The sequence below is a fragment of the Rhodoferax sp. genome, assembly GCF_023700745.1.
Taxonomy (GTDB): Bacteria; Pseudomonadota; Gammaproteobacteria; order Burkholderiales; family Burkholderiaceae_C; genus Rhodoferax.
Genome location: NZ_JAMPYG010000017.1, coordinates 13,386 through 38,485, shown reverse-complemented (window position 1 = coordinate 38,485; position 25,100 = coordinate 13,386). Strand labels below are relative to the sequence as shown.

The following is a 25,100-nucleotide window of genomic DNA, read 5'->3' as shown; positions in this document are numbered from 1 at the left end:
CTCAGGCCAGCTTGCCGTGGCAATGCTTGTACTTCTTGCCGCTGCCGCAGGGACAGAGCTCGTTACGCCCCACGCGTGCAACCTGAACCGGCACCGTGGCTTCGTCCACCAGTGTTTGCACTTCGCCGGTTTCGGTGGGTGCGCTGTAAGTGACGTTGCTGATGCGCTCGGCGCGGTTTTCCATTTCGACGGCTGCAGCAGCAGCTTCTTCATTCGACTGGATACGCACCGTCATCAACAATTTGGTGACTTCGTTCTTGACCGCATCGAGCATCTGGCCAAAAAGCTCGAAGGCCTCGCGTTTGTACTCCTGCTTGGGTTGCTTCTGCGCATAGCCGCGCAGGTGGATGCCCTGGCGCAGGTAGTCGAGCGAACTCAGGTGGTCACGCCAGTTGCTGTCGATGCTTTGCAATAGCACCATGCGCTCGAACTGGGTGAAGTTTTCATTGCCCACCAAAGCCACTTTTTCATCAAACACGGTGTTGGCATGGTGGCGCACGGTGTCCAGAATGTCGTGATCAGTGATGGCACTGGCGGCGTTCACCTGGTGCTGCAAAGCCAGAGTCATCTGCCACTCATCCGACAGAACGCGCTCCAGCGCCGGCAGATCCCACTGCTCTTCCACCGACTCGGCGGGCACATACTGGCGAACGACGTCTTCAAAGCAGCCTTCGCGCAGCGACTGGATTTGCGCCGACAGGTCGGTCGCGTCCAGAATCTCGTTGCGCTGCTGGTAGATTACCTTGCGCTGGTCGTTGGCGACGTCGTCGTATTCGAGCAATTGCTTGCGCATGTCGAAGTTGCGCGCCTCCACCTTGCGCTGGGCGCTCTCGATCGAGCGGGTCACCATGCCCGCCTCGATCGCCTCACCCTCTGGCATCTTGAGGCGGTCCATGATGGCCTTGACGCGCTCACCGGCAAAAATGCGCATCAGCGAGTCGTCCAGGCTCAGGTAAAAGCGAGATGAACCTGGGTCGCCCTGGCGGCCCGAGCGGCCGCGCAACTGGTTGTCAATGCGGCGCGACTCATGGCGCTCGGTGGCGATGATGCGCAAACCGCCCAGCGCCGTCACTTGCGCATGGTCCTTGGCCCACTGTGCATTCACGGCATCAAGCTGCTGCTGCTTCTGCCCCGCATCGAGTGATTCGTCGTTCTCGATCGCCTCAATGATCTTGCTGATGTTGCCACCCAGCACGATGTCGGTGCCGCGACCGGCCATGTTGGTGGCAATGGTGATCATCTTGGGACGGCCGGCCTGCGCCACGATATCTGCCTCGCGGGCGTGCTGCTTGGCATTGAGCACCTGGTGTGGCAGCTTTTCCTTTTCCAGCAACTCGGCGATGATCTCGGAATTCTCGATCGAGGTGGTGCCCACCAGCACGGGCTGGCCGCGCTCATAACACTCGCGGATGTCCTGAATGGCGGCGTCGTACTTTTCCTTGGTGGTCTTGTAGACACGGTCCAGCTGGTCGTCGCGGCGGCTGGGTCGATTGGGCGGAATAACCACCGTTTCCAGGCCATAAATCTCCTGGAACTCATAGGCCTCGGTGTCGGCGGTACCGGTCATACCGGCCAGCTTGCCATAGAGCCTGAAGTAATTCTGGAACGTGATCGACGCCATGGTCTGGTTTTCTGGCTGGATCGCCACGCCTTCCTTGGCTTCCACCGCCTGGTGCAGACCTTCGCTCCAGCGCCGGCCGCTCATCAGGCGCCCGGTGAACTCGTCCACGATCACCACCTCGCCGGCCTGCACCACGTAATGCTGGTCGCGCAGGTACAGATGGTTGGCCCGCAGCGCGGCGTACAAATGGTGCATCAGCGTGATGTTGGCCGGGTCGTACAGGCTGGCGCCTTCGGCAATCAGGCCCATCTCGAACAGGATACGTTCGGCGTTTTCGTGTCCGCGCTCGGTCAGAAACACCTGGCGGGTTTTTTCGTCAAGCGTGAAATCGCCCACCTTGGTGATGCCTTCGCCGGTGTGCGGATCGGCCTCGCCCTCCTGTTTTTCCAGTTGCGGCACGATGCGGTTGATCGCCACATACAAGTCGGTCTGGTCTTCGGCCTGGCCGCTGATGATGAGCGGGGTGCGCGCTTCGTCAATCAGGATCGAGTCCACCTCGTCCACGATGGCATAGTTCAGGCCGCGCTGCACCCGGTCAGCGGCCTCATAGACCATGTTGTCGCGCAGGTAATCAAAGCCGTACTCGTTGTTGGTGCCGTAGGTGATGTCGGCGCGGTAAGCGGCCTGCTTTTCTTCCCGTGGCATGTTGGGCAGGTTGATGCCCACCGACAGGCCCAGAAAGTTGTACAGCTTGCCCATCCACTGGGCATCACGGTTGGCCAGATAGTCATTGACCGTGACCACATGCACCCCTTTGCCGGACAAGGCATTCAGGTACACAGGCAGGGTGGCGGTCAGGGTTTTACCTTCACCAGTCCCCATTTCCGAGATTTTGCCGTTGTGCAGTGACATGCCGCCAAGCAACTGCACGTCAAACGGACGCATTTTCATGACCCGCTTGGAACCCTCGCGCACCACGGCAAAGGCCTCGGGCAACAGCGCGTCGAGCGTTTCACCCTTGGCCAGCCGGTCCTTGAAGGTTTCGGTCTTGGCGCGCAGATCGGCGTCGGAGAGCTTCTCGAAGCCGGCTTCCAGGGCGTTGATCTTGGCCACGGTGTGGCGGTACTTCTTGAGCAGGCGGTCGTTGCGGCTGCCGAAAATTTTGGTGAGGAACGTGATGGCCATGAATACGGGGCGAACAGCCTGACCCACAGGGTCAAACATGCGGCGCAATCCTTTTTTTTACGATCTGACTTGAATGGGGGAACAGCGCTACGAAAGTCAAATGTCGCCAAACACTGTCCTACTGTCTTAATTTTACCCGCGCCGCGAGCAAGCTCGCCAGCCGCGTGACAACCGGGTCAACGGGTGAACGTGCGCCGGGTAAATGCCTGCCGGTCAATTGGGTCTGTCAGGCATCCGTGATAATCATCTGTATCTGCCATCAGCCTTAAAAATGAACCGACGCCAGCCCTCAGTAACCTTGCTGCAAGCCAGTCAGAACCATGCCAGCCTGGCAAAACTGATGGAACTGAACCGCGCCTCCAAGATGCGCCTTGACGCCATCACCGCGCTGATTCCGGAAACACTGCGAGACCAGGTAACCGCAGGCCCCTTGAGCGAAGGGGTCTGGTGCCTGTTGCTCAGCAACACCACCACGGCGGCCAAACTGCGTCAGCTGCTTCCCGCTTTTGAGGCGCATCTGCGCGTGCACCAGCTGGAGGTCAAAAGCATCCGTCTCAAAGTCAGTGCTGCCAGTGGCTCAGGGCGGTATTGACGGCAACTTTCAAGTACCAATGAACCTAAAGCAAGGCGCCACGCGCGGCGATCGGCCAGATCGCCTCGACGCGGTCACCACGGATGCACACCAGTTCATCGTAGAGGTTGACGGTGGGGTCGCAATGCCCAGGCACCAGCATCAGCGCATCACCCAGGGCCAGCGACGCATCGGCCGGGACCTCCAGCACACCATGGTCGTCGGCAGCCTTCACGTACCTGAGTTCGGGACGTTGCCAGACCGTGGGCATGCCTGAATCAACGCTGGAGGCCTTCAGGCCCGCGTCGATCACCGCCCGCGTCGGCTGGGTGCGACTGAGCACGGCACTGCGGACAAACAGCGCATGCTCGAAACGCACGTCCTGGGCCCCTGGCTGGTTGTCGCCATAGTCACGATCCATGAAGATATAAGAGCCCGCCTGGATTTCGTTGAAGACGCCGGAATCGCGTTCCAGCAGGAAAGTGCCAGTACCAGCGCCGGTGATGCGTTCGACCTGCAGGCCGTCGGCCTCGATCAGCGCGCGGCTGAGCCGGGCCGCCTCCACCGCCTGCGCAATGGCCTGCTCGCGTTCAAGCGGCGTGCGCTTGTGCTGGGCCGGACCGTGGTAACACTGCAAGCCGGCAAAGCGCAGCGGCGGCCGGTCGGCAACCAGGCGCGCCAGCTGGGCGGCGGCCGCGCCAGGCGTGACGCCACAACGGCGGCCACCCACATCCACTTCCACATAGACATCGATCGACACGCCCTGGCTGTGGGCCACATCGGCCAGCGCCAGCACCTGCAGCGGGTCATCCACCAGCACACCCATGCGCGCACGCCGGGCCAGGTCGGCCAGATGCAGCAGCTTGGTCGCACCCACCAGCTGATTGGTCAGCAGCACGTCCTTGATGCCGGCGTCAACAAAAACAGCGGCTTCACTGACCTTCTGACAGCACACGCCAACCGCTCCCAGCGCGATCTGGCGGCGCGCTATCTCGGGGCATTTATGGCTTTTGGCATGGGCGCGCAGCCGCACCGAATGGCCCTTGAGCGCAGCCATCATACGCTGCAGATTGCGCTCGAAGGCATCGAGATCGAGCACCAGCGCGGGGGTGTCAATGGCACTGACAAGGTCGCCAGGGTAGGCGGCCTTCCAGGGCAGCCTCACACGCAGCGCCCGCCGTCCACTTCGATGCAGACACCGCTGATAAAGGCTGCTTCATCGCTGGCCAGGTAGAGCGCCGCGTTGGCGACATCGAGCGCGGTGGAAAACCGGCCCAGCGGAATCGTGGCGCGGAATTTGGCCATGCGTTCATCGGTCAGCGGGCCGCCGGCAAATTCGGCGGAAAGTCCGGTCTCGGGGTTGAACACCGGGTTGATGCAGTTGACCCGGATGTTGTCGGGGCCGAGCTCGGCCGCCAGCGATTTGGACGTGATGATCACCGCGCCCTTGGAGCCGTTGTACCAGGTCAGTCCGGGGCGCGGGCGCACACCCGCGGTCGATGCAATGTTGATGAAGCAGCCGCCGCCCTGCGCGCGAAACACCGGTGTGGCATGCACCGTGGCCAGGTAGACGCTCTTGACGTTGACGGCATAACACTTGTCGAACTCGTCCTCGGGGACCTCCAGCGCTGGCCGGTTGCGGTGCGTCCAGCCAGCGTTGTTGACCATCACGTCAAGCCGACCATAGCGCTGCACGGCAGCCGCCACCAGGGCCTTGACCTGTTCCGTGCTGGTCACATCGGCGGCGACAAAAGACGCCGCCCCGCCCGCCTGGACGATTTCCTGCACCACCGCTTCGCCCAGCGCTGGGTTGATGTCATTGACGATCACGTTCGCCCCTTCGGCGGCGAGCCGCAGCGCGATGCCCTTGCCGATGCCCTGGCCGGCGCCGGTGACGATGATGGATTTGTCCTGAACTCGCATGAGAGACACCTTTGAAATGTGTTTAAAAAATACCTTGCCCTGGCAAGGGTCAGCCGTGCCGAATGGCCACCGTCTTGAGGGTGGTGAAGCCCTGCAGTGCTTCAAAGCCTTTTTCACGGCCATAGCCCGACGACTTGACGCCGCCAAAGGGCAATTCAACACCGCCGCCAGCTCCATAGTTGTTGATAAAGACTTGACCGCTGCGGATGCGCCGCGCCATGCGGAACTGGCGCGCACCGTCCGCCGTCCAGACCCCAGCCACCAAGCCGAACTGGGTGGCATTGGCCAGCGCTACCGCATGGTCTTCGTCGCGGAAGGCCATGGCGCACAGCACCGGGCCAAAGATTTCCTGCTGCGCCAGCCGGTGCTGCACCGGCACATCCCGCAGCAAGGTGGGGGCCTGGTAAAAACCGGACTCGGGCGCTTCATCGACCACGCTGCCCTGCGCCACCATGCTGATGTTGTCGGCCTGGGCGTCGCTTAAAAAGTCCCAGACGCGCTGCTGCTGGCTCTGGCGAATCAGCGGCCCCAGGTCCAGGTCCATGCTGGCCGGGCCGGCGCGCAATTTTTCAAACATCGCGCCCAGGCGCTCCAGCAGCGGCTCGTAAATGGCCTGCTCCACCAGCAGGCGCGAGCCAGCCGAACAGGTTTGCCCGGCGTTTTGCACGATGGCGTTGACGATGGCCGGCAGGGCAGCGTCCAGATCCGCGTCAGCAAACACGATTTGCGGGCTCTTGCCGCCGAGCTCCAGCGTCACCGGGCAGTGCCGCTGCGCCGCCACCTGCTGGATCAGGGTGCCCACCGACGGGCTGCCGGTAAAGCTGATGTGATCGATGCCGGGGTGGCGCGCCAGGGCGTCGCCGACCTCGTGGCCGTAACCCGTGACGATGTTGAGCGCACCCGCCGGGAAACCCACCTCGGCGGCCATTTGCGCGACGCGGATCAACGACAGGCAGGCATCTTCGGCCGGCTTGACCACACAGGCATTGCCGGCCGCCAGGGCGCCGCCGATGCTGCGGCCAAAAATCTGCATCGGGTAATTCCACGGGATGACGTGCCCGGTGACGCCGTGCGGCTCGTGCCAGGTCAGCACGCTGTAGCCGTCCAGATAGGGAATGGTGTCGCCGTGCAGCTTGTCGCAGGCGCCGGCATAAAACTCGAAATAACGCGCCAACGCCACCGCATCGGCGCGCGCCTGGCGCGTCGGTTTGCCACAGTCACGCTGCTCCAGCGCGGTCAGCTCGTCGACACCCTGGGCCACCCGGGCCGACAGGCGCATCAGCAGGCGGCCGCGTTCAGCCGCCGGGGTTTTGCACCAGACCGTGTCAAAACACTGGCGCGCGGCACGCACGGCGTCGTCAATGTCTTGCGCGTTGCTGCGCTGGATGTGGTCAAAAACCTGACCATCGGAGGGGTCCAGCATGGCGATCGTCAGACCGGAAGAAGAGACCTGGGAGGCATTGCCAATAAAGTTGAATTGCATGGAATGGGCTCGCTGCGAAGTGGGAATGGCTGGGCGGTTTCAGTCTTTTTTCTGCGCGGCTGGCGTGCCGTTGAGCGTGTTCAGGCTGTTGATCAGATGCGGGATGAACTGCGGTGTGTAGCCCTGGTTGGTGGCCACCGTGTAGGTGTTGTGCACGGCGTCGCCCAGGTAGGACACGGCCCGGGCCTCGCCTGTCATACGCGCGTAGTAACGCATGTCCTTGTGGGCGTTGCCGATCGAAAAACGGAACATCTGGTCGTTGCCTTCCAGCACATAGGGGCGCAGGCGCTGGAACGCCGTGCTGTTGGCACCCCCCGAATCAATCACGTCACACAACACGGCCAGATCGACGCCGGTCTTGCTGGCGCAGGAAAACGCCTCGGCCAGAATGGCGGAATTGCCCAGCACCACAAACTGGTGCAGCAGCTTGGTGGTGTGCCCGGCTCCCACCGCGCCGCAGTAAAAAATGTTCTTGGCGAACGACTCAAACACCGGCCTCACCCGCTCCAGCACGGCCGGGTCACCGCCCACCAGCAGATTGAGCTGGCCCTCCTCGGCATGTTTGGGCGTGCCGGTCAGGGCCGCATCCAGAAACAGCGCACCCTTGGCGGCCAGGGCGGCTGCCAGCTGGCACGTGGAATCGGGCTGGGAGGTCGAGCAGTCCACCACCACCGCGCCCGGGCGGATGCCCTCAATCACGCCGTGCCGGCCCAGCACCACGTCTTCGACTTCGGGCGAGCCGGTCACACAGATGATGAGCACGTCGGCCATGGCCGCCACTTCGGCCGAGCTGGCCAGGCTGCGGGCACCCGCTGCCAACAAGTCGGCACAACGCGTGGCACTCTCCTGGGAGCGCAGCAGCAGCCCGACCGCATGCCCCTTGGCCAGCACATGCCCGGCCATACCGCGGCCCATCATGCCCAGGCCGATGAAACCGACAGTGAGCGGGCTGGAAGCATCTTTCATGTTTTGTTCCCTGGTGGATGAAGTTGTGATGACCGCGCGGTCACAGGTAGGGTTTGAGCCAGCCCAGGCCGGCCGACGTGCCGCCCGCCTGCGTGTTGGCGGGACGGTACTCGCAGCCGATCCAGCCGCTGTAACCCAGCTCGTCGAGCAGCGCAAACAGGTAGCTGTGGTTGATCTCGCCCAGGTCCGGCTCATGGCGCTGCGGCACCCCGGCCACCTGGAGGTGATCGACATTGCCGGTGGCCAGGTACTTGCGGATTTTCATGGCCAGGTCACCTTCGACAATCTGGCAGTGGTACAGGTCCATCTGCACCTTGAGGTTGGGCGCGCCGACGTCCGCCAGCACAGCGTGCGCCACGTCCTGGCGGTTCAGGTAAAAGCCCGGAATGTCACGCGTGTTGATGGGTTCGATCAGCACATCGACGCCCTGTTTGGCGGCCTCTTGTGCGGCCCAGCGCAGGTTGCCGATGTAGGTGGGGTACAGCGCTTCATGCTTGCTGCCCGCCGGCAGCAAGCCAGCCATCACATGAACCCGCGGGCAGGCCAGCGTGGCCGCGTAATCCAGCGCTTTGACCATGCCGGCGCGAAACTCGTCCTCGCGTCCCGGCAGGCAGGCCAGGCCGCGCTCACCCGCGTCCCAGTTGCCCGGCGGTGCATTGAACAGCACCTGCTGCAGGCCATGGGCCTGCAGGCGCGCGGCAATGTCTTCCTTGGCAAAGGCGTAGGGAAACAGGTACTCCACCGCCTTGAAGCCGTCTTTGGCGGCGGCTTCAAAACGGTCCAGAAACGCGTGTTCCTGGTAGAGCATGGACAGGTTGGCAGCAAATTTTGGCATGGGGTTCACCATCGGGCGCCGAAGGTCTGACGCAGTTCGTTGATTTGGGAATCGGCCAGTGGCACGGGCGCGTCGGCGCTCAGGCACATCAGCCGGGCGGTTTCTTCAAGTTCTTCCAGGGTAGCCATGGCAGCGGCGGGTGAGTCGTGCCAGACATTGGGACCCAGGCGCGCCAGCATGACCGCGCGGATCGGGGTGCCAGCGGCACCGTAACGGGTGATGGTCTCGGCAACACGCTGCGCCGCCGCGGGGTCACCGGGGCGGTGGTAATCAATGAGGGGCACATGGCCCACCTTCATGACAAAGTAGGGCGTGAGTGCCGGCAACAACTCGGTTGACGCAAGCCATTGAGCGCGCAGTGTGAGCGCGACACAGTGGGTGCTGTGGGTGTGGATGACACAGCACGTCCGGGCGTCAAAGGCGCTGGCCGCCCGGTAAATCTGGCCGTGCAGGGCAATGGTTTTGCTGGCCTTGTCGCCGCTGAGTTGTCGGGCCTGGTCGTCCAGCCGAGCGAGGCGGGCGGGCTCCAGGTAACCCAGACAGGCGTCGGTCGGGGTGATCAAAAAACCACCGCCCTCGGCGTCATCCAGGCGCACGCTGATGTTGCCTGCCGTGGCATGCACATAGCCGCGCTCAAACAGGCTGCGGCCCACGCGGCAGATTTCCTCACGGGCTTCGCTCTCGTTCATGGCATGTGCTGTTCCAGGTGCTGCACCAGGCTGCTCGATGCAAGCATCACTTCAAGCAGTCAAAAGATTTGATGAAGAAGTCGTCGGTACCAAAGTTGCCTGACTTCAGGGTGAGGTGGAGACCGCCGTCCGGCGCGGCATCACTTTGGGCATGGCACCAGGGCACGCCGGGGTCAATTTGCGGGCCGATTTTCATTTGCGAAATGGCCAGCGCCTGCACGCAGGCACCCGAGGTCTCACCTCCGGCCACCACCAATTGACGCACCCCCAGACCCACCAGACCGCGCGCAATGGCGGCCAGGGTGTGCTCCACCAGGTCGCCCGCCGCCTGTACACCGAGCCGAGCCTGGACCGCCTTCACAGCATCCGGGATGGCTGACGAATAAATCAGCACCGGCCCCTGCGACAGCAGATCTTTGGCCCAGGACAGGGCCTGCGCCACAGTGGCGGCACCACCGTCAGCGGCGTCCAGCTTCAAAGGGTCGATGGCCAAGGCGGGACGCCCTGCCTGAACGAAGGTGGCCACCTGCCGATTGGTCGCCAGCGAGCAGCTGCCCGACACCACCGCCTGAAATCCGGCGGCGGACGGCAAGGCGCTGGCCGTGTTGCTTGGTGCAATACCAAAGTTGGCCGGCAGGCCAATCGCCACACCGGAGCCCGCCGTCACCAGCGGCAAACCCTTGAGGGCCGGACCCAAGCGGTACAGATCGTCGTTGGAGACGGCATCCACCACCGCCAGGCTCACACCCTCAGCACGCAACTGGTCGATGCGCATCTGAATGGCTGCGGCCCCCTGTGCCACCACCTTGTAATCAATCAAGCCAACCTTGCGGCTGCATTGGCTTTGCAGCACGCGCACCAGGTTGGCGTCGGTCATGGGCGTGAGCGGGTGGTTTTGCATGCCGCTCTCATTGAGCAGCACGTCACCCACAAACAGATGCCCCTTGAACACCGTGCGTCCATTGTCAGGAAACGCCGGCGTGGCGATGCTGAAGTCGGCGCCCGGCTGATCGGCCAGTGCGTCCATCAGAGCTTCCGTGACCGGGCCGATATTGCCCTGCGCCGTGCTGTCAAAGGTAGAGCAATATTTGAAGTAAATCTGCTGCGCTCCCTGGGCCTGCAACCAGCGCAAGGCCGCCAGCGACTGCTGCACCGCGTCCTCTGCCGGCACCGTACGCGATTTGAGGGCCACCACCACCGCATCCGCCTCCGCATCGAGTGACTGCGTAGGCACACCCATCGCTTGCACCACGCGCATGCCGGCGCGCACCAGGTTGTTGGCCAGATCGGTGGCGCCAGTGAAATCGTCGGCGATACAACCTAAGACAATTTTTTTCATGATTTTTTGGGCAACTCAATGCCAGGGAATATCTTGATGACCGCGCTATCGTCCTCGCGCGCAAAACCCGATGTCGACGCCTGCATGAACATCTGGTGCGCCGTGCTGGAAAGCGGCAGCGGAAATTTGCTGGCGCGCGCCACATCCAGCACCAGCCCGAGGTCCTTGACGAAGATATCGACGGCCGACAAGGGCGTGTAGTCGCCCGCCAGCACATGCGCCATACGGTTCTCGAACATCCAGCTGTTGCCCGCGCTGTGGGTGATCACGTCATACAGGGCGGCGGCATCCACGCCTTCGCGCAGGCCCAGCGCCATGGCCTCGGCCGCGGCCGCAATGTGCACCCCGGCGAGCAACTGGTTGATGATCTTGACCTTGCTGCCGGCCCCGGCCTTGTCGCCCAAGCGGTAGACATTGGCGGCCATGACGTCGAGCAAAGGACCGACAGCCGCGTAGGCTTCGGGCGTGGCCGCTGTCATCATGGTCATCTGGCCACTGGCGGCCTTGGCGGCACCGCCCGAAATGGGGGCATCAACATACAGAATGCCCAGCTTGGCCAAGCGCGCCTCCAGGGCGATGGACCAGTTGGGGTCCACCGTGGAACACATCACAAACACACTGCCGGGCTGCATGGCGGCGGCGCAGCCCTGGTCGCCAAACAGCACGGCCTCGGTCTGGGCGGCATTGACGACCACCGACACAATCACCTTGCAGTGTGCTGCGAGTTCAGCAGGCGAACCACAGGCCACCCCGCCCTGCGCAGCAAAGGCGTGCACCGACTCGGGGCGGACATCAAATACGTGCACTTGGCAGTCATGGCGGCGCAGAGACGCCGCCATGCCGCTGCCCATGGCACCCAGGCCGATCAGACCGACATTACTTTCCATTCAATTTCTCCAGTTCCTTCAAATAAGTCAAAACGACGCCGGCAAGCCGTGCACCAGGGTGCTGGCCAACTCATCACCGGTTTGTTGCCAGAACGCCGGATCGGCTTTCTCAATGCGCGCAATGGCGTTGTCCATGTGCGAAGTGGCGGCCTTGCGCGCGGCCTCAGCGTCACCGGCCTCGATGGCCTGGCCAATCAATGCATGCTCCTCGCGTACCTGACGTTCAAAATCAGCCCGCCGGGCTTCGTTGGCGCGGGTCACCCGCGTAGCGCCCTGCAAAAACTGCCCCAGGTATTGCAGGGTACCCATCAAAAAGGGATTGCGTGCAGCCTCGGCAATGGCCAGGTGGTATTGCACGTCTTCATCCACGCCATCACCACCGGCCAGCACGGCCTTGTCCAGGTTGGCAATCGACTTGTGAATATGTTTGATATCTGCCTTGGTGCGGCGTTGTGCGGCCAGTGCGGCAACCTCGGCTTCCAGGGCGCGGCGAACTTCGACCATCTGGATCACGGCTTGCCGCGACGCCACCGACTTGGCAGCAAAATTCAACGGGGAAAATCCAATTTCCTTGACAAACACACCACTGCCCTGCTTCGACTCGACCAGGCCAAGCGATTTGAGTCGTGACAAAGCTTCTCGCACCACGGTGCGGCTGACCGAAAACTGGTCCACCAAAGTGGCTTCGGTGGGCAGTTTGTCACCCGCAACCAGGTGCCCTGCCCGGATCTTGGCAGCCATCACATCGGCCACCTGATCGGACAGGTAGGCACCAGGCAGGACGGGTTTGAAAGGCGCAAGCATGATCGGGCTTGTCAGACTGTTTGCTTTATCTGGCGTAGACCAAATCACGCAAGGTGAGAGACAGCGCCGGCACGTAGGAAATCACCATCAGGCAGGCCAACACCACCAGCACAAACGGAATCAGGTCCTTGATCATGCGGTCCAGTGAAATACGCGCCACCGTACACGCAGCAAACAGGTTGACACCAAACGGCGGCGTAATCATGCCGAGCGCCAGGTTCACCACCATGATCAGGCCGAAGTGCACCGGGTCAATGCCAAAGTGCATGGCCACGGGTGCCAGAATGGGCGCCAGCACAATGATGGCAGCGCCGGTCTCAATGAACATGCCAATGATGAACAAGGCGGCATTGACACCCAGTAGGAAGTAGACCGGGGATTGAAGAACTTCCTGCAACCAGATGCCAATGGCTTCGGGAACACCAGCACGTGTGATCAAAAATGCAAACAACCCGGCGTTGGCAATGATGAACATGATCACCGCCGACGACAACACCGATTTGCGCAGAATGGTGTAGAGGTCGGGTAGCTTGATTTCACGGTAAATCACCAGGCCCACGATCAGGGCATAGAACACCGCCACCGCGGAGGCCTCGGTCGGCGTAAAGATACCACCGTAAATACCTCCCAGAATGATGACCGGCATCAGCAGCGCCCAACCGGCTTTCCAGGTGGCCTTGCCGACCGACAGCCGGCCATCGCCGTCGTTCTTGCCCCAGCCCTTGTACTTGCAATAGGCCCAGACAAACAGCATCAGCGTACCGCTGATGAACAGGCCCGGACCAAAGCCGGCAATGAACAGTTCACCAATCGAGACCTCGGCGGCCACGCCGTACAGAATCAGCGGAATCGACGGGGGAATGATGACACCCAGTTCGGCGCTGGTGGCCTGCAGCGAAGCCGCCCAGGTGGTGGGGTAACCGTGCTTCAGCAGCGCCGGGATCAGGATGGTGCCAATGGCAAAGGTGGTGGCCACCGACGAACCCGAGACCGAGGCAAAGATCATGCAGGTCAGCACGCAGGTCATGGGCAGGCCGCCCTGCACGCCACCTACCAGGCTCTTGGCAAAATCGACCAGGCGGCGCGAAATGCCGCCGGTCTCCATGATGTTGCCGGCCAGAATGAAAAAGGGAATGGCCGCCAGCGGAAATTTATTGATCGAGTTGAACATCTCCTTGACCGAGATGAGCATGTTGATTTCTGCCACCTGGATACCCAGGACGGCGGCCAGGCCAATAGAGACGGCAACCGACACGGTGAGTGCAAAGCACAACACCATGGTGATGAGCATGGCGGTGGTCATTGTGCGGTCTCCAATTCAAGACGCTGGGGATCCAGCAGATTGCCAATGATGCTGATGACGCTGAAGACACCGCCCACCGGCATGGCCAGGTAAGCCCAGAACATCGACAACTCTTCGAGCCCGGCCATGGTTTGTACCTTGCCGCGTTGGGTGTAATCCCAACCCCACCAGATGATGACGAAGATCAGTGCGAGCGCCGCCAGGCAAACCACCCAGTCGAGCAAGCGGCGCAGGCGTGCCGGGCTCCAGCGGTACAGCACGTCCACGCTGACCATGGCGCCCTGCCGAAAGGCCATGGGAATACCCAGAAAGACCATCCAGATCAGGCTGAACCGAATCAGCACCTCGGTCCATTCGGCCGGCCTTTCCAGCACAAAGCGGGTGATGATCTGGAACATGCCCAAACTGGCCGCCACCAGCAGCATGGCACAGGCCGTGACCAGTGCAATGCGACTGGTCCAGTGCTCCAAGCGCAAAAATTTGTCTCTCATAGCGTTCTCCGCCGGCAATCAAAGTCAAAAAAACGCCCGAGAGTGGATCACTGCCGGGCGCTCAAACTCAAAAGGGTTGATTACTTGGTGTTGCGGATCTTGTCCATGTTGTCTTTGCCGAACTGCTTCTCAAATTCGGCGTACACCGGTGCCAGCGTCGCGACAAACTTGGACTTGTCCAGGTTTTCCGTGACGGTCATGCCCTTGCCGCGCAGGTAGGTCACACCCATGGCGTCGTCAGCATCCACACGGTCACGATTGACCTTGACGGCGGTCTTGGCTGCTTCCAGAAATACTTTCTGGTCTGCCGGGGTGAGCTTGTCGAATGCTGCCTTGTTCATCAGGAAAATAGCGGGCGAATAGACATGGCCAGTCAGCGACACGTGTTTTTGCACCTGGTCCAGCTTGGCAGCCATGATCACCGACAGCGGGTTTTCCTGACCGTCCACGGTACCCTGTTGCAGCGCGGTAAACACCTCAGCCATGGCCATGGGCGTGGTCACAATGCCCAGACCCTTGTAGGCTGCCACGTGGACCGGGTTTTCCATGGTGCGCAGCTTCAGGCCTTTCAGGTCTTCAGGTGTATTGACGGCGCGCTTGTTGTTGGTCACGTTGCGCATGCCGTTCTCGCCCCAGGCCAAGGCCTTGAAGCCCTTGGAGTCAAACTTGGTCAGCATGTCCTGGCCGATGGGGCCATCAAGCACCAGGCGGGCGTGCGCCTTGTCACGGAACAGGAAAGGAATGTCCAGAATCTTGGCTTCCGGCACGAAGTTGGGCACGGGGCCGGTGGAGGTGAAGGTCAGCTCTTGGGTGCCGAGCTGAACCGACTCGATCGACTCACGCTCGCTGCCCAGCGATGCGTTGTAAAAGGTCTGGATCTTGTAGCGGCCTGCGGTGTTCTTTTCGACTTCCTTGGCAAAAGTGTCAATGGCCACACCCTGGTGCGAATTCTGGGCGATGGCAATGTTGATCTTCATGTTGGTCTGCGCTGCAGCCGTGGCCACCAGGCCGACAGCAAGGGAAAGACCCATAAACAGTTTGCTCAATTTCATGCAATGTCTCCTAAATGTAAAAATTAACGACCGAAAAGTTGTATGACAAGTTTGATTATGCTGCGCTTGCCGACTTGATGGCATCAGTGTTTTCCCTGATGTACTCCCTGACGATTTCTTCAAAGCTGGTGTCGGGCAACAGCCCCAGACCGGCCGCGCGCCGGGCGTTGATGCGCGCCGGCCAGGTTTTCACAATGTTGTGAATGGCGGCGTCGGGCACCCAGTCAATCAACGCCGCTACCGCCGGCCCAGCCACCTGCTGCAACGCTGCCGCCATTTCGGCGGGTGTCGTGGTCAGCGCGGGTAAAGTCAGTGCGGTGCGCGGCCCCCAGGTTTGCGCACTGGCCTGTGCCGCGCCGATCAGACCGGCAATGGTACGTGCTGGCGACGACAAGGCCACCGGGGTGTCTGCCGGGACCGGACAAATGGCGCGAATACCCGCCAGCGGCTCGCGCAACATGCCACTCAAAAAACTCGATGCCGCGCCGTTGGGCTTGCCCGGGCGCACGCTCACCGTCATCAGACGCACACTGCGACCCTGGATGAAACCCTTGCGGCTGAAGTCTGCCACCAGTTGTTCTCCAATGAATTTCTGGATGCCGTAGCTGCTTTGTGGTGTGGGCAGGGTGCTGTCTTCGATCACCGGCGGCAGCGGCACGCCTGGCGCGTCGCCAAACACCGCCAGCGAGCTGGCAAACACCACGATCGGCTGGGTCTTCAGGGCACGGCAGTTCTCCAGCAGGGTCAACGTGGCGGCAAAATTGCTGCGCATGCCAAGGTCAAAATCAGCCTCGCATTCACCGCTGACCGCAGCCGCCAGATGAAAAACGACGGCGGTCTGTGCTGTCACCACTGGCGCCGCCAGTTCTTTGGCTTCCAGCAGGGCATTGAGGTCGCCGATCAACGCGGTCACACGATCGTCGGCCAGCAGGTCGGCGGGCGGTGCCGCGCGGTCCACCAGCGTGATGCGGTCGATGTCCACCGGCGCGGCGCCAGCCAGCGACAACTTGCCCTGCGCCAGCAGGGCGCGCGCCAGGCGCACGCCCAGAAAGCCGGCGCCGCCGGTGATGACGACCTGACAGGATCCCTGAATCGGGGTGGTGTTATTCGACATGGTCTTTGCTCCAGATAAGTTTTCAGTTGCCAACATAAACGGTCTTCACCGTGGTGAAGAACTCCTGCGCATAACGGCCCTGCTCGCGCGAGCCGTAGCTGGAGCCCTTGCGTCCGCCAAACGGCACATGGTAGTCGACCCCAGCAGTGGGCAGGTTCACCATCACCATGCCAGCCTGGCTGTGGCGCTTGAAATGCGTGGCGTATTTCAGCGAGCTGGTGGCAATGCCGGCCGACAGGCCAAACGGCGTGTTGTTGGCCTCTGCCAGCGCTTCCTCATAGCCTTTGACGCGGATGATGCTGGCCACCGGGCCGAACACTTCTTCACGGTTGATGCGCATGGCGCTGCTGGTGTCGCTCAGCAGGGCGGGCGCCATGTAGAAGCCTTCGGTGCTGCCTTGCAGGCGTTGGCCACCCGCCACCAGCACGGCGCCTTCGGCCTGCCCGATGGCTACATAGTCAAGGTCCTGTTCGAGCTGGGAAAGCGACGAGACCGGTCCGATGTCAGTGCCGACGGCCAGGGCGTCACCGACCTTGAGGCTGGCCATGCGCTGTTGCATGGCCTGCAGAAACCGGGGGTAGATGGCGTCGGTGACGATCAGCCGGCTCGACGCCGTGCAGCGCTGGCCGGTCGAGAAGAAGGCGCTTTGCACGCTGAGCTCCACCGCTTGCGCCAGGTCAGCATCGTCCAGGATGACTTGCGGATTCTTGCCGCCCATTTCCAGCTGCACTTTCTTGAGGTGGACGGCACAGAGTTGGGCAATACGCCCACCCACGCCCTGGGAACCGGTGAAGCTGATGGCGTTGATGCCAGGGTGGTTCACCAACGGGTCGCCAATGACGCTGCCGCGGCCCATCACCAGGTTGAAGACACCCGCCGGGATGCCGCTGCGACTGATGATCTCAGTCAGCGCCCAGGCGCAGCCGGGCACCAGATCGGCTGGCTTGAGCACCACGCAGTTGCCGTAAGCCAGCGCCGGTGCGATTTTCCAGGCGGGGATGGCGATGGGAAAGTTCCAGGGGGTGATCAGGCCGACCACACCCACCGGCTCGCGGGTGATTTCGACGCTGACGCCGGAGCGCACCGAAGGGACGATTTCACCGCTCAGGCGCAGGCATTCGCCGGCGAAAAACTTGAAGATATTGCCGGCGCGGGTGGCCTCGCCGATGCCTTCCGGTTTGGTCTTGCCTTCTTCGCGCGCCAGCAGGGTGCCGAGTTCTTCGCGGCGGGCCAGGATCTCGGTGCCGATCCTGTCCAGCGCATCGGCTCGGGCCTGGATGTTGCCGTTGGCCCAGGCGGGAAATGCCGCCTGGGCGGCCTGCACGGCGGCGTCGAGCTGGGCAGCATCGGCCTGGGCGTAATCGCCGATGACATCGCCCAGGTTGGACGGGTTGATGTTGGGTGCGTACTTGGCTCCCGCCACCCATTGGCCGTTGATCAGGTTGTCGTGTTTTTGAATGCTCATGGTCGTAGGTTCTCGTTTGGTGGATTTACTTGCCCCAGCGCAGCACCATCGGGTTCAGGCGCTGCGCCACTTCGATCAGCCCGGCGCGCACCGCCGGGTGCATGGCGGGCCAGGGATGGCGCGGCGCTTCGCAGGCGATCACACCGCCCGCTTTCATCAGCGCCTTGGCGCTCAGGATGCCGCCCTGGCGGTTTTCATAGTTGATCAGCGGCAGCCATTGCTGGTACAGGCCAATAGCGTCCTCACGCCGACCCGCAGTGTAGGCGTCCATGATCAGGCGGATGCCATCGGGGTAGCCGCCGCCGGTCATGGCGCCGGTGGCGCCAGCGTCCAGGTCGGGCAGCAGGGTGATGGCTTCCTCGCCATCCCACGGGCCCTCAACAGCATCACCACCCAGGCGAATCAGTTCGCGCAGTTTGGAGGCCGCCCCCGGGGTCTCGATCTTGAAGTAGGCCACCTGTTCGATTTCCCTGGCCATGCGGGCCAGAAAGGTGGCAGACAGCGGCGTGCCGCTGGCGGGCGCGTCCTGGATCATGATGGGGATGTCGATGGCCTCGGACAAGCCGGCGTAGAACTCGTAAATTTTCTCCTCGGAGACCCGGAACGTGGCGCCGTGGTAAGGCGGCATGACCATCACCATGGCGGCGCCCTGCTCCTGCGCACGCCGGCTGCGCTGCGCGCAGACCCGGGTGCTGAAGTGGGTGGTGGTGACAATCACCGGCACCCGGCCGGCGACGTGCTCAAGGATGCTGCGGGTCAGCAGCTCGCGCTCGTCGTCCGACAGCAGGAATTGCTCGGAGAAGTTGGCCAGGATGCACAGGCCGTTGGAGCCGGCGTCGATCATGAAATCGACGCAGCGCTTCTGGCTGGACAGGTCCAGTTCGCCGTTCTCAAGAAAAGTGGTCGGAACGACCGGGAAAACGCCCTGGTAGCGGGCCGGGATCTTTGTTGTCATGCGGTGTACCCTTCAAATGCTCATGTCAATGCGAATGCCTGGGCACTTCGGCGCCACGGCAACCCACCAGAAAATCAAAATCACAGCCTTCATCAGCCTGCAGCACGCGGTCAATGTAGAGCTGCTGGTAGCCGCTTTTGGGCGCCGCCGGCGCGCTTGCCTGCTGCGCTTGCCGCGCTGCGAAGCGCAGGGCGATCTCGGCATCGCTCACTTCAAGCTCCAGCTTGCCGGCGTAGCTGTCGAGGGCGATCCAGTCACCGTCCTGCACAATCGCCAGCGGGCCGCCGGCGGCGGCTTCGGGTGCCACATGCAGCACCACCGTGCCGTAGGCGGTGCCGCTCATGCGGGCGTCCGAGATGCGCACCATGTCGGTGATGCCCTGCTCCAGCAGCTTGGGCGGCAAGCCCATGTTGCCGACCTCGGCCATGCCGGGGTAGCCCTTGGGGCCACAATTTTTCATCACCAGCACCGAATTGGCATCGACCACCAGATCGGGGTCGCCAATGCGTGCCTTGTAGTGGTCAAAGTCCTCAAACACCACGGCCTGGCCGCGGTGTTTCATCAGCGCGGGCGTGGCTGCAGACGGTTTGAGCACGGCCCCGCGCGGCGCCAGATTGCCGCGCAAAATGCACAGGCTGCCGTCCTTGACCAGCGGCTTGTCCAGCGGACGAATGACTTCGGCGTTGTGGATGGGTGCGTCCAGCACGTTGTCCCAAATCGACTTGCCGTTCACCGTCAGGGCATTCTTGTGGGGCAGCAAACCGCCCTCGCCCATGCGACGCAACACCGCCGGCAGACCGCCCGCATAGTAAAAATCTTCCATCAAAAAGCGCCCCGAAGGCTGCAAGTCCACCAGCGTCGGCGTGCCCCGGCCAATGGTGGTCCAGTCGTCGAGCTCCAGCGGTACCCCCATGCGCCCGGCAATGGCCTTGAGGTGAATGGCGGCATTGGTGGAGCCGCCCACGGCGGCGTTGACACGGATGGCATTCTCGAAGGCTTCGCGGGTCAGGATTTTGGACAGCTTGAGGTCTTCCCAGACCATGTCCACAATGCGCATGCCCGACATGTGCGCCAGCACATAACGGCGCGCATCCACGGCCGGAATGGCGGCGTTATGCGGCAGCGAGGTGCCCAGTGCCTCGGCCATGCAAGCCATGGTGGAAGCCGTGCCCATGGTGTTGCAGGTGCCCGCCGAGCGCGACATGCCGGCTTCGGCCGACATGAACTCATTGAGCGTGATTTTGCCGGCCTTGACGGCCTCGTGCAGTTGCCAGACCACGGTGCCGGAGCCGATGTCGCGGCCCTCGTGCTTGCCATTGAGCATAGGGCCACCGGTAACGACAATGGTGGGAATGTCGCAACTGGCCGCGCCCATCAGCAGCGCCGGCGTGGTCTTGTCGCAGCCCACCAGCAGAACCACGGCGTCCATCGGGTTGCCGCGAATGGATTCTTCCACGTCCATGCTGGCCAGGTTGCGCGTCAGCATCGCTGTCGGTCGCAGGTTGGACTCGCCGTTGGAAAACACCGGGAACTCGACCGGGAAGCCGCCAGCCTCGGAAATACCGCGCTTCACATGCTCGGCGATCTTGCGAAAGTGGGCGTTGCAGGGCGTCAATTCGGACCAGGTGTTGCAGATGCCGATGATCGGCTTGCCCTGGAATTCATGGTCAGGAATGCCCTGATTTTTCATCCAGCTGCGGTACATGAAGCCGTTTTTGTCGGCAGTACCGAACCAGGCAGCGGAACGCAGGGGTTTTTTGGGTGTCGGGGACATGGGGCGTCTTTCATTCAGGGTGAATCACAAGTGGCCGCATCGTAGGCGTTTGATGCATACAAAACAAGTGAATATTTCTGATCTTTTGATATACTTTTTTATATCAATCATCACCGCCTGGACACGCCTGCCATGGAAGACAGCCAGCTCGCACGGCGACCCCGCCACCAACTCAAGACCCGCCAGATGGCCTTGCTGATGGCGATCGACGCATCGCGCAACCTGCATCAGGCCGCACTGGCGTCGCACATGAGCCAGCCCGCCGCGTCCAAGATGCTCAAGGACATGGAGGAACTGTTTGGCGTGGCCTTGTTTGAGCGGCTGCCCAGAGGCATGCGGCCGACCATCTATGGCGACACCCTCATTCGCCATGTCCGCATGGCACTGGACAACCTGGCGCAGGGCCAGAGCGCCATGGCCACGCTGCAAGCCGGCTTGTCCGGGCAGGTCAATCTGGGCGTCATCCTGACGCCGTCGATGACGCTGGTCCCTCAGGCCATCGCCGCGACCAAAACCGAGGCGCCGCATTTGAGCATCGGCGTCGAAGTGGCGACCAGTGACGTGCTGCTGGAGCAACTGAAACGCGGTCGGCTCGATTTTTTGATTGCGCGTATTCCGGCAGAAGAAGAGGACCTCAAACTGGTCTACGAAGACCTGTCCGAAGAGACCGAATGCGCGGTGGTGCGGGTTGGCCACCCCATGCTGCAACGCAGTGACCTCACGCTGCAGGACCTCGTCGCCAGTGGCTGGATCCTGTCGCCCAGAGGAAGCATCCTGCGCCATCAGTTCGACATGCTGTTTCGTCGCCATGGCCTGCCCGCCCCCACCAACGTGATCGAAAGCACCGCCATGGCAATGATCAAGGCGCTGCTGCAACAGACCGACTTTTTGCACGTGATGCCCGTGGAAGTGGCCCGTTATTACGTGGCCTCCGGCGAGTTGGCGATGCTGCCGGTGGCACTGCCCTGCAACATGGACAGCTATGGCCTCATCATGCGCTCGGACCATGTCTTGTCGCCCAGCGCCAACCTGTTGCTCAGGCATATCCGCAGGGTGGCCTCAGGGATGTACCCGCAATAGTCCACCACGAACCCTCAGCCCATGCTGGCATGGGCCATGCGTTCCTTTGTGACGCTCTCCCTGCCTCCGCAACGGTGGTCAAGCCCGCGCCAGCAATGCCTCGAATTCCAGCAACGGAAGCGGCCGGCTGAACAGATAGCCCTGATAAGCGTGACAGCCCAGCTCAGCCAGAAAATCGCGCTGCGCTTCGGTTTCCACCCCTTCCGCAATGACGGCCAAGCCCATACTGTCGGCCAGGGCGACCACCATTTTGGCAATGGCTGCGTCATTGGCGTCAACCAGAATGTCGTGCACGAAGCCTTGGTCGATCTTGAGTTGATCCAGCGGCAAACGTTTGAGGTAGGACAAAGACGAATAGCCGGTGCCAAAGTCATCAAGCGAGAAACCGATGCCTCTGTCCTTGAGTGCATTCATCTTGGCGATGACGTCGTCGACGTTGTGGATCAGCAGGCTTTCTGTGAGTTCGAGCTTGAGCCGACTTGCCTTGGCGCCACTTCGGTCCAGTGTCGCCAGGACCTGTTCAACGAAATCGTTCTGGTGAAACTGCCGTGCGCTGACATTCACAGAAAGGGTGAGGTGTGCCATGTCGGACCGGGTCGCCCAACGCGCCAACTGGGTGCACGCGGTCGCCAGAACCCATTGGCCGATCGGCAGGATCATGCCGGTTTCTTCAGCCAGATGAATGAACTCGGCTGGCGGCACCATGCCGCGCCGAGGCTCGTTCCAGCGCAGCAGCACTTCCACGCCGGTGATCTGGCCCTGCCGAGTAACCTGGGCCTGGTAAAGCAGGAGGAATTGATTTTTTTCCAGGGCCTCGTGCAAGCCCGCCTCCAATTCGGCACGGGCCGTTACCACGGCCTGCATCTGTGGATCAAAAAAGCGTAGGGTGTTGCGGCCCGCCAGCTTGGCTTGGTACATGGCCATATCGGCGCGTCGCAAAGGCGCGTCAGAGCTCTCCCGCTGGCCGTCACCAAAGAGGGCGACACCAATGCTGGCGGTGCTGTGCTGCGCCGAACTGCCGAGTTGGTAGGGTCGGTTGAGAACGGCAATGATTTTTTTGGCAACCGCTTCAGCCTGGGTGGCCGCCTCCTGTGCGCTTTGACTCAGGTCTTTGAGCAGCACCACAAATTCATCGCCACCAACGCGGGCCACCGTGTCACCTTCGCGCACGCAGGTCAGCAGCCTTTGGGAGATCTGGCGCAGCAAAACGTCGCCCTGGTCATGGCCCAAGGTGTCGTTGATGGTTTTGAAGTCATCCACATCAATGAACAGCAGCGCAGCCTGGCGCTGGTGGCGAGTGACGGCGGTCAGCGCTTGTTCCAGCCGGTCCAGCAAAAGTCGGCGGTTGGGCAGCCCCGTCAGCGCATCGGAGAAGGCCAGACGCTGGATCTGCTCCTGTGCCGCTTTACGTACCGTGATGTCACGAATGGCCACCTGGATCGCTGGTTCTCCGCCGTAAACGATGGCGGCACTTTGCACCTCCACGTCGATGGGCGTGCCGTCGAGCCTAAGAAATTTCTCTTCGAGCATCGGGACGGCAGTGCCGTCTTCGCTTATTTTTCTTATTCGATCCAGCACCACCTGATGAAAGTCCGGGTGCACCAACTCCAGAAACGGTTTGCCAATCAGGTCCTGGTCCGACTTTGCGCCAAATATCGCCAGGGCCACGGGATTGACGTAGCGCACCACTCCACTGCAAACGACAACGACGGGTTCAGGCGACCATTCAATCAGGGTACGAAAACGCTCTTCACTCTCCTTCAATGCCTTTTCGGTTCTGTTGCGCTCAGTGATGTCGCGGATGACACCGATGTAGCCCAACAGGGTGCCATCGGCAGTTCTGATCGATGTTCCCAGTGTCTCCCCCGGAAATATCTCGCCATCTTTCTTGCGGTAACTGACGATGTAAGGACGCGCCAGCTCGGTGGCCGTGGCATTGAAACGCAAGCTGCCTTGCCGCTCGAATTCTTGCTGGCTCTCGTAAAAAAACGAGGTCGGCTTCCCTGCCAGATCATCGATATTGAATCCGAAGATGGAAGAAAACGCAGGATTGATGTTGACCACTTCCCGTTTCACGTTGGCATAGACGATGGCGTCCGGAATACCGCTGAAGATGGCTTCAAACAAGGCCTTGCCGTACGCCAGCTCGTCTTCGGCGCGTTTGCGCTCGCTGATGTCAAAAAAACTGCCAATGTAGTGGGTAATGGCTCCGTGGTGATCACGCACGGCAGTAATCGCCAGTAGTTCGGGAAAGACCTCACCATTCTTGCGTCGATTCCAGATTTCACCGCGCCAGAAACCTGTGCGCTCGATGCTGTCCCACATGCGGCGATAAAAGTCCTCGTCATGGACCGCCGAACTCAACACAGAGGGTTTCTGACCGACCAGTTCATCGACTGAGTAGCCGGTGATGCTGACCATCGCCGGGTTGGCCGATATGATGCGGCGCTGCGCATCAGTGATCAGTATGCCTTCGGCCGTCGATTCAAAAATGGTGGCGGCCAGTTGCAAACGGTCTTCACGCTGCAGCACCGCATCCGCCATCCGGCGCAAGTTTTCGGCCAGCGTCTCGATCTCGTCGGTCGCCGAAGGCGCAATGGTGGCCCGGTAATCCCCATCTGCAATCGCCTGCATCTGGCGGCCGAAATCAGCCACCCTGCGTGTCATGCGCCGGCTCATCCAAAACGCCGAGGCCAGGGCCAGCACTAACGCCAGCGCACTGGCAGTCGCCAAGGCCAGCAGGGTCGAGCGAACCGTTGCAAATGCAGTTTCGACCGGTTGCGCCACCAGCACCGTCCAGCCCTGACCCGGGATCGGGGTCGTACTCCCGATATAGTCGATCCCGCCAAGCCGGAACCGCGCCGTCTGCGATGTCGTCAGGCTTGACCCTTGCAGCAAGGGCAGGTGGCTGATATTTTCCTGACGCAAGCTGCGGCTGGCATCCGGGTGACCCACAATCTGACCGCTTCGATCAACAATGATCGGCAACACATCCCCAGTTTGTCCGATGCGGCGTATATGGTCCGATATTTCCTCCAGGCCGAACTCCCCAACCAACACACTCGGCAAGACCTTTCCTCGTTCGTCAGTCAAGGTCAACGGCACGGCCAACCCCACCACAATCCGGCCACGCTGCGACAAATAGGTATCAGACCAAACCTGATGTCCGGTTTGTTGAGCCAACTGGACAAAAGCGTAGCCAGAAAAATCGGTGCCCACCAGATTCCCTCGCTGCCCGCGACGCTTTTGGGGCAAACCAACTTCCACAACGCGACCCGTTTCATCAAGCAGATAGCTGGCTTCAAGATGTTGGTCGGCATTGACGACCGTATCCAGCATCAGGTGCATTCGATCCATTGCCAGCACAGAACGCCCGGTCATGTCCTGTGCCAGGCTTTCAAATGCGCTCTGCGCATTAGCCAGAAAGTTCTCAACCTGACCTGCCACCGTGTCACCAAGGGACCGATTTCTGGCCTCGACCTCGGCATTCAGGCGTGGCAGCAGCACCCACAACAGGGCCGCAACCACCATCGCCATAGCCATGGCCAGGAAGGTCGAAAAACTCAGTGAAAGCCAGAATCGCAGGGAACGTGACATAGATCGATGCGATGAGATCAGGTGCG

20 protein-coding genes are annotated in these 25,100 nt (G+C 61.6%); 2 read left to right on the top strand and 18 right to left on the bottom strand.

What is annotated here, in order from left to right; all coding sequences use genetic code 11:
- Nucleotide 1 precedes the first annotated feature (1 nt).
- Nucleotides 2-2,746 (bottom strand): preprotein translocase subunit SecA, encoded by a 2,745-nt coding sequence (gene secA / locus NDJ10_RS12725; protein WP_296162901.1) that lies wholly within the window; start codon nucleotides 2,744-2,746, stop codon nucleotides 2-4.
- Nucleotides 2,747-3,017: 271 nt separating this feature from the next.
- Here secA and NDJ10_RS12720 point away from each other — a divergent pair, with 271 nt between their 5' ends.
- Nucleotides 3,018-3,338 carry a hypothetical protein gene (locus NDJ10_RS12720; RefSeq protein WP_296162825.1) on the top strand — a complete coding sequence of 107 codons (321 nt, stop codon included), beginning with the start codon at nucleotides 3,018-3,020 and terminating at the stop codon, nucleotides 3,336-3,338.
- Nucleotides 3,339-3,363: 25 nt separating this feature from the next.
- Here NDJ10_RS12720 and NDJ10_RS12715 read toward each other — a convergent pair whose 3' ends face one another.
- From NDJ10_RS12715 to NDJ10_RS12640, 16 genes are all read right to left on the bottom strand, one after another.
- Nucleotides 3,364-4,482, bottom strand: a complete 1,119-nt coding sequence (locus NDJ10_RS12715; protein WP_296162824.1) for a DSD1 family PLP-dependent enzyme — start codon at nucleotides 4,480-4,482, stop codon at nucleotides 3,364-3,366.
- Nucleotides 4,479-5,240 (bottom strand): SDR family oxidoreductase, encoded by a 762-nt coding sequence (locus NDJ10_RS12710; RefSeq protein WP_296162821.1) that lies wholly within the window; start codon nucleotides 5,238-5,240, stop codon nucleotides 4,479-4,481. The genes NDJ10_RS12715 and NDJ10_RS12710 overlap by 4 nt, the downstream gene beginning before the upstream one ends.
- A 49-nt stretch (nucleotides 5,241-5,289) precedes the next feature.
- Nucleotides 5,290-6,723, bottom strand: a complete 1,434-nt coding sequence (locus NDJ10_RS12705) for an aldehyde dehydrogenase family protein (protein WP_296162819.1) — start codon at nucleotides 6,721-6,723, stop codon at nucleotides 5,290-5,292.
- Between the two features lie 39 nt (nucleotides 6,724-6,762).
- A complete protein-coding gene (locus NDJ10_RS12700; protein WP_296162817.1) occupies nucleotides 6,763-7,689 on the bottom strand; it encodes an NAD(P)-dependent oxidoreductase in 927 nt (308 codons plus the stop codon).
- Between the two features lie 40 nt (nucleotides 7,690-7,729).
- A complete protein-coding gene (gene otnI / locus NDJ10_RS12695; protein WP_296162815.1) occupies nucleotides 7,730-8,524 on the bottom strand; it encodes a 2-oxo-tetronate isomerase in 795 nt (264 codons plus the stop codon).
- Between the two features lie 5 nt (nucleotides 8,525-8,529).
- Nucleotides 8,530-9,213: an aldolase gene (locus NDJ10_RS12690; protein ID WP_296162813.1), complete on the bottom strand. Its 684-nt coding sequence runs from the start codon at nucleotides 9,211-9,213 to the stop codon at nucleotides 8,530-8,532.
- 46 nt (nucleotides 9,214-9,259) lie between these two features.
- Nucleotides 9,260-10,552, bottom strand: coding sequence for a 3-oxo-tetronate kinase (gene otnK / locus NDJ10_RS12685; protein WP_296162811.1), 1,293 nt, complete (start codon nucleotides 10,550-10,552; stop codon nucleotides 9,260-9,262).
- Nucleotides 10,549-11,439, bottom strand: coding sequence for an L-threonate dehydrogenase (gene ltnD / locus NDJ10_RS12680; protein ID WP_296162806.1), 891 nt, complete (start codon nucleotides 11,437-11,439; stop codon nucleotides 10,549-10,551). The genes otnK and ltnD overlap by 4 nt, the downstream gene beginning before the upstream one ends.
- 27 nt (nucleotides 11,440-11,466) lie before the next feature.
- Entirely contained in the window at nucleotides 11,467-12,243 is a 777-nt protein-coding gene (locus tag NDJ10_RS12675; protein WP_296162803.1) for a FadR/GntR family transcriptional regulator, read from the bottom strand.
- Nucleotides 12,244-12,268: 25 nt separating this feature from the next.
- Nucleotides 12,269-13,546: a TRAP transporter large permease gene (locus tag NDJ10_RS12670; protein ID WP_296162800.1), complete on the bottom strand. Its 1,278-nt coding sequence runs from the start codon at nucleotides 13,544-13,546 to the stop codon at nucleotides 12,269-12,271.
- Nucleotides 13,543-14,037: a TRAP transporter small permease gene (locus NDJ10_RS12665; RefSeq protein ID WP_296162797.1), complete on the bottom strand. Its 495-nt coding sequence runs from the start codon at nucleotides 14,035-14,037 to the stop codon at nucleotides 13,543-13,545. The genes NDJ10_RS12670 and NDJ10_RS12665 overlap by 4 nt, the downstream gene beginning before the upstream one ends.
- Nucleotides 14,038-14,117: 80 nt before the next feature.
- The gene (locus NDJ10_RS12660) at nucleotides 14,118-15,089 is read right to left on the bottom strand and encodes a TRAP transporter substrate-binding protein (protein WP_296162791.1); all 972 of its coding nucleotides are present in this window, start codon (nucleotides 15,087-15,089) and stop codon (nucleotides 14,118-14,120) included.
- 55 nt (nucleotides 15,090-15,144) lie between these two features.
- Entirely contained in the window at nucleotides 15,145-16,203 is a 1,059-nt protein-coding gene (gene denD, locus NDJ10_RS12655; RefSeq protein ID WP_296162789.1) for a D-erythronate dehydrogenase, read from the bottom strand.
- Nucleotides 16,204-16,225: 22 nt separating this feature from the next.
- The gene (locus NDJ10_RS12650) at nucleotides 16,226-17,662 is read right to left on the bottom strand and encodes an aldehyde dehydrogenase family protein (RefSeq protein WP_296162899.1); all 1,437 of its coding nucleotides are present in this window, start codon (nucleotides 17,660-17,662) and stop codon (nucleotides 16,226-16,228) included.
- Nucleotides 17,663-17,693: 31 nt separating this feature from the next.
- Nucleotides 17,694-18,623, bottom strand: a complete 930-nt coding sequence (locus NDJ10_RS12645; protein ID WP_296162786.1) for a dihydrodipicolinate synthase family protein — start codon at nucleotides 18,621-18,623, stop codon at nucleotides 17,694-17,696.
- A 25-nt stretch (nucleotides 18,624-18,648) separates the two neighbouring features.
- Entirely contained in the window at nucleotides 18,649-20,397 is a 1,749-nt protein-coding gene (locus NDJ10_RS12640; protein ID WP_296162783.1) for an IlvD/Edd family dehydratase, read from the bottom strand.
- A 132-nt stretch (nucleotides 20,398-20,529) separates the two neighbouring features.
- On the opposite strand from NDJ10_RS12640, the gene NDJ10_RS12635 reads away from it, so the two are divergent.
- Entirely contained in the window at nucleotides 20,530-21,477 is a 948-nt protein-coding gene (locus NDJ10_RS12635) for a LysR family transcriptional regulator (RefSeq protein WP_296162780.1), read from the top strand.
- Between the two features lie 78 nt (nucleotides 21,478-21,555).
- Here NDJ10_RS12635 and NDJ10_RS12630 read toward each other — a convergent pair whose 3' ends face one another.
- On the bottom strand, nucleotides 21,556-25,074 hold the full coding sequence (locus NDJ10_RS12630; RefSeq protein WP_296162778.1) for an EAL domain-containing protein: 3,519 nt from the start codon (nucleotides 25,072-25,074) through the stop codon (nucleotides 21,556-21,558).
- Nucleotides 25,075-25,100: the final 26 nt, after the last annotated feature.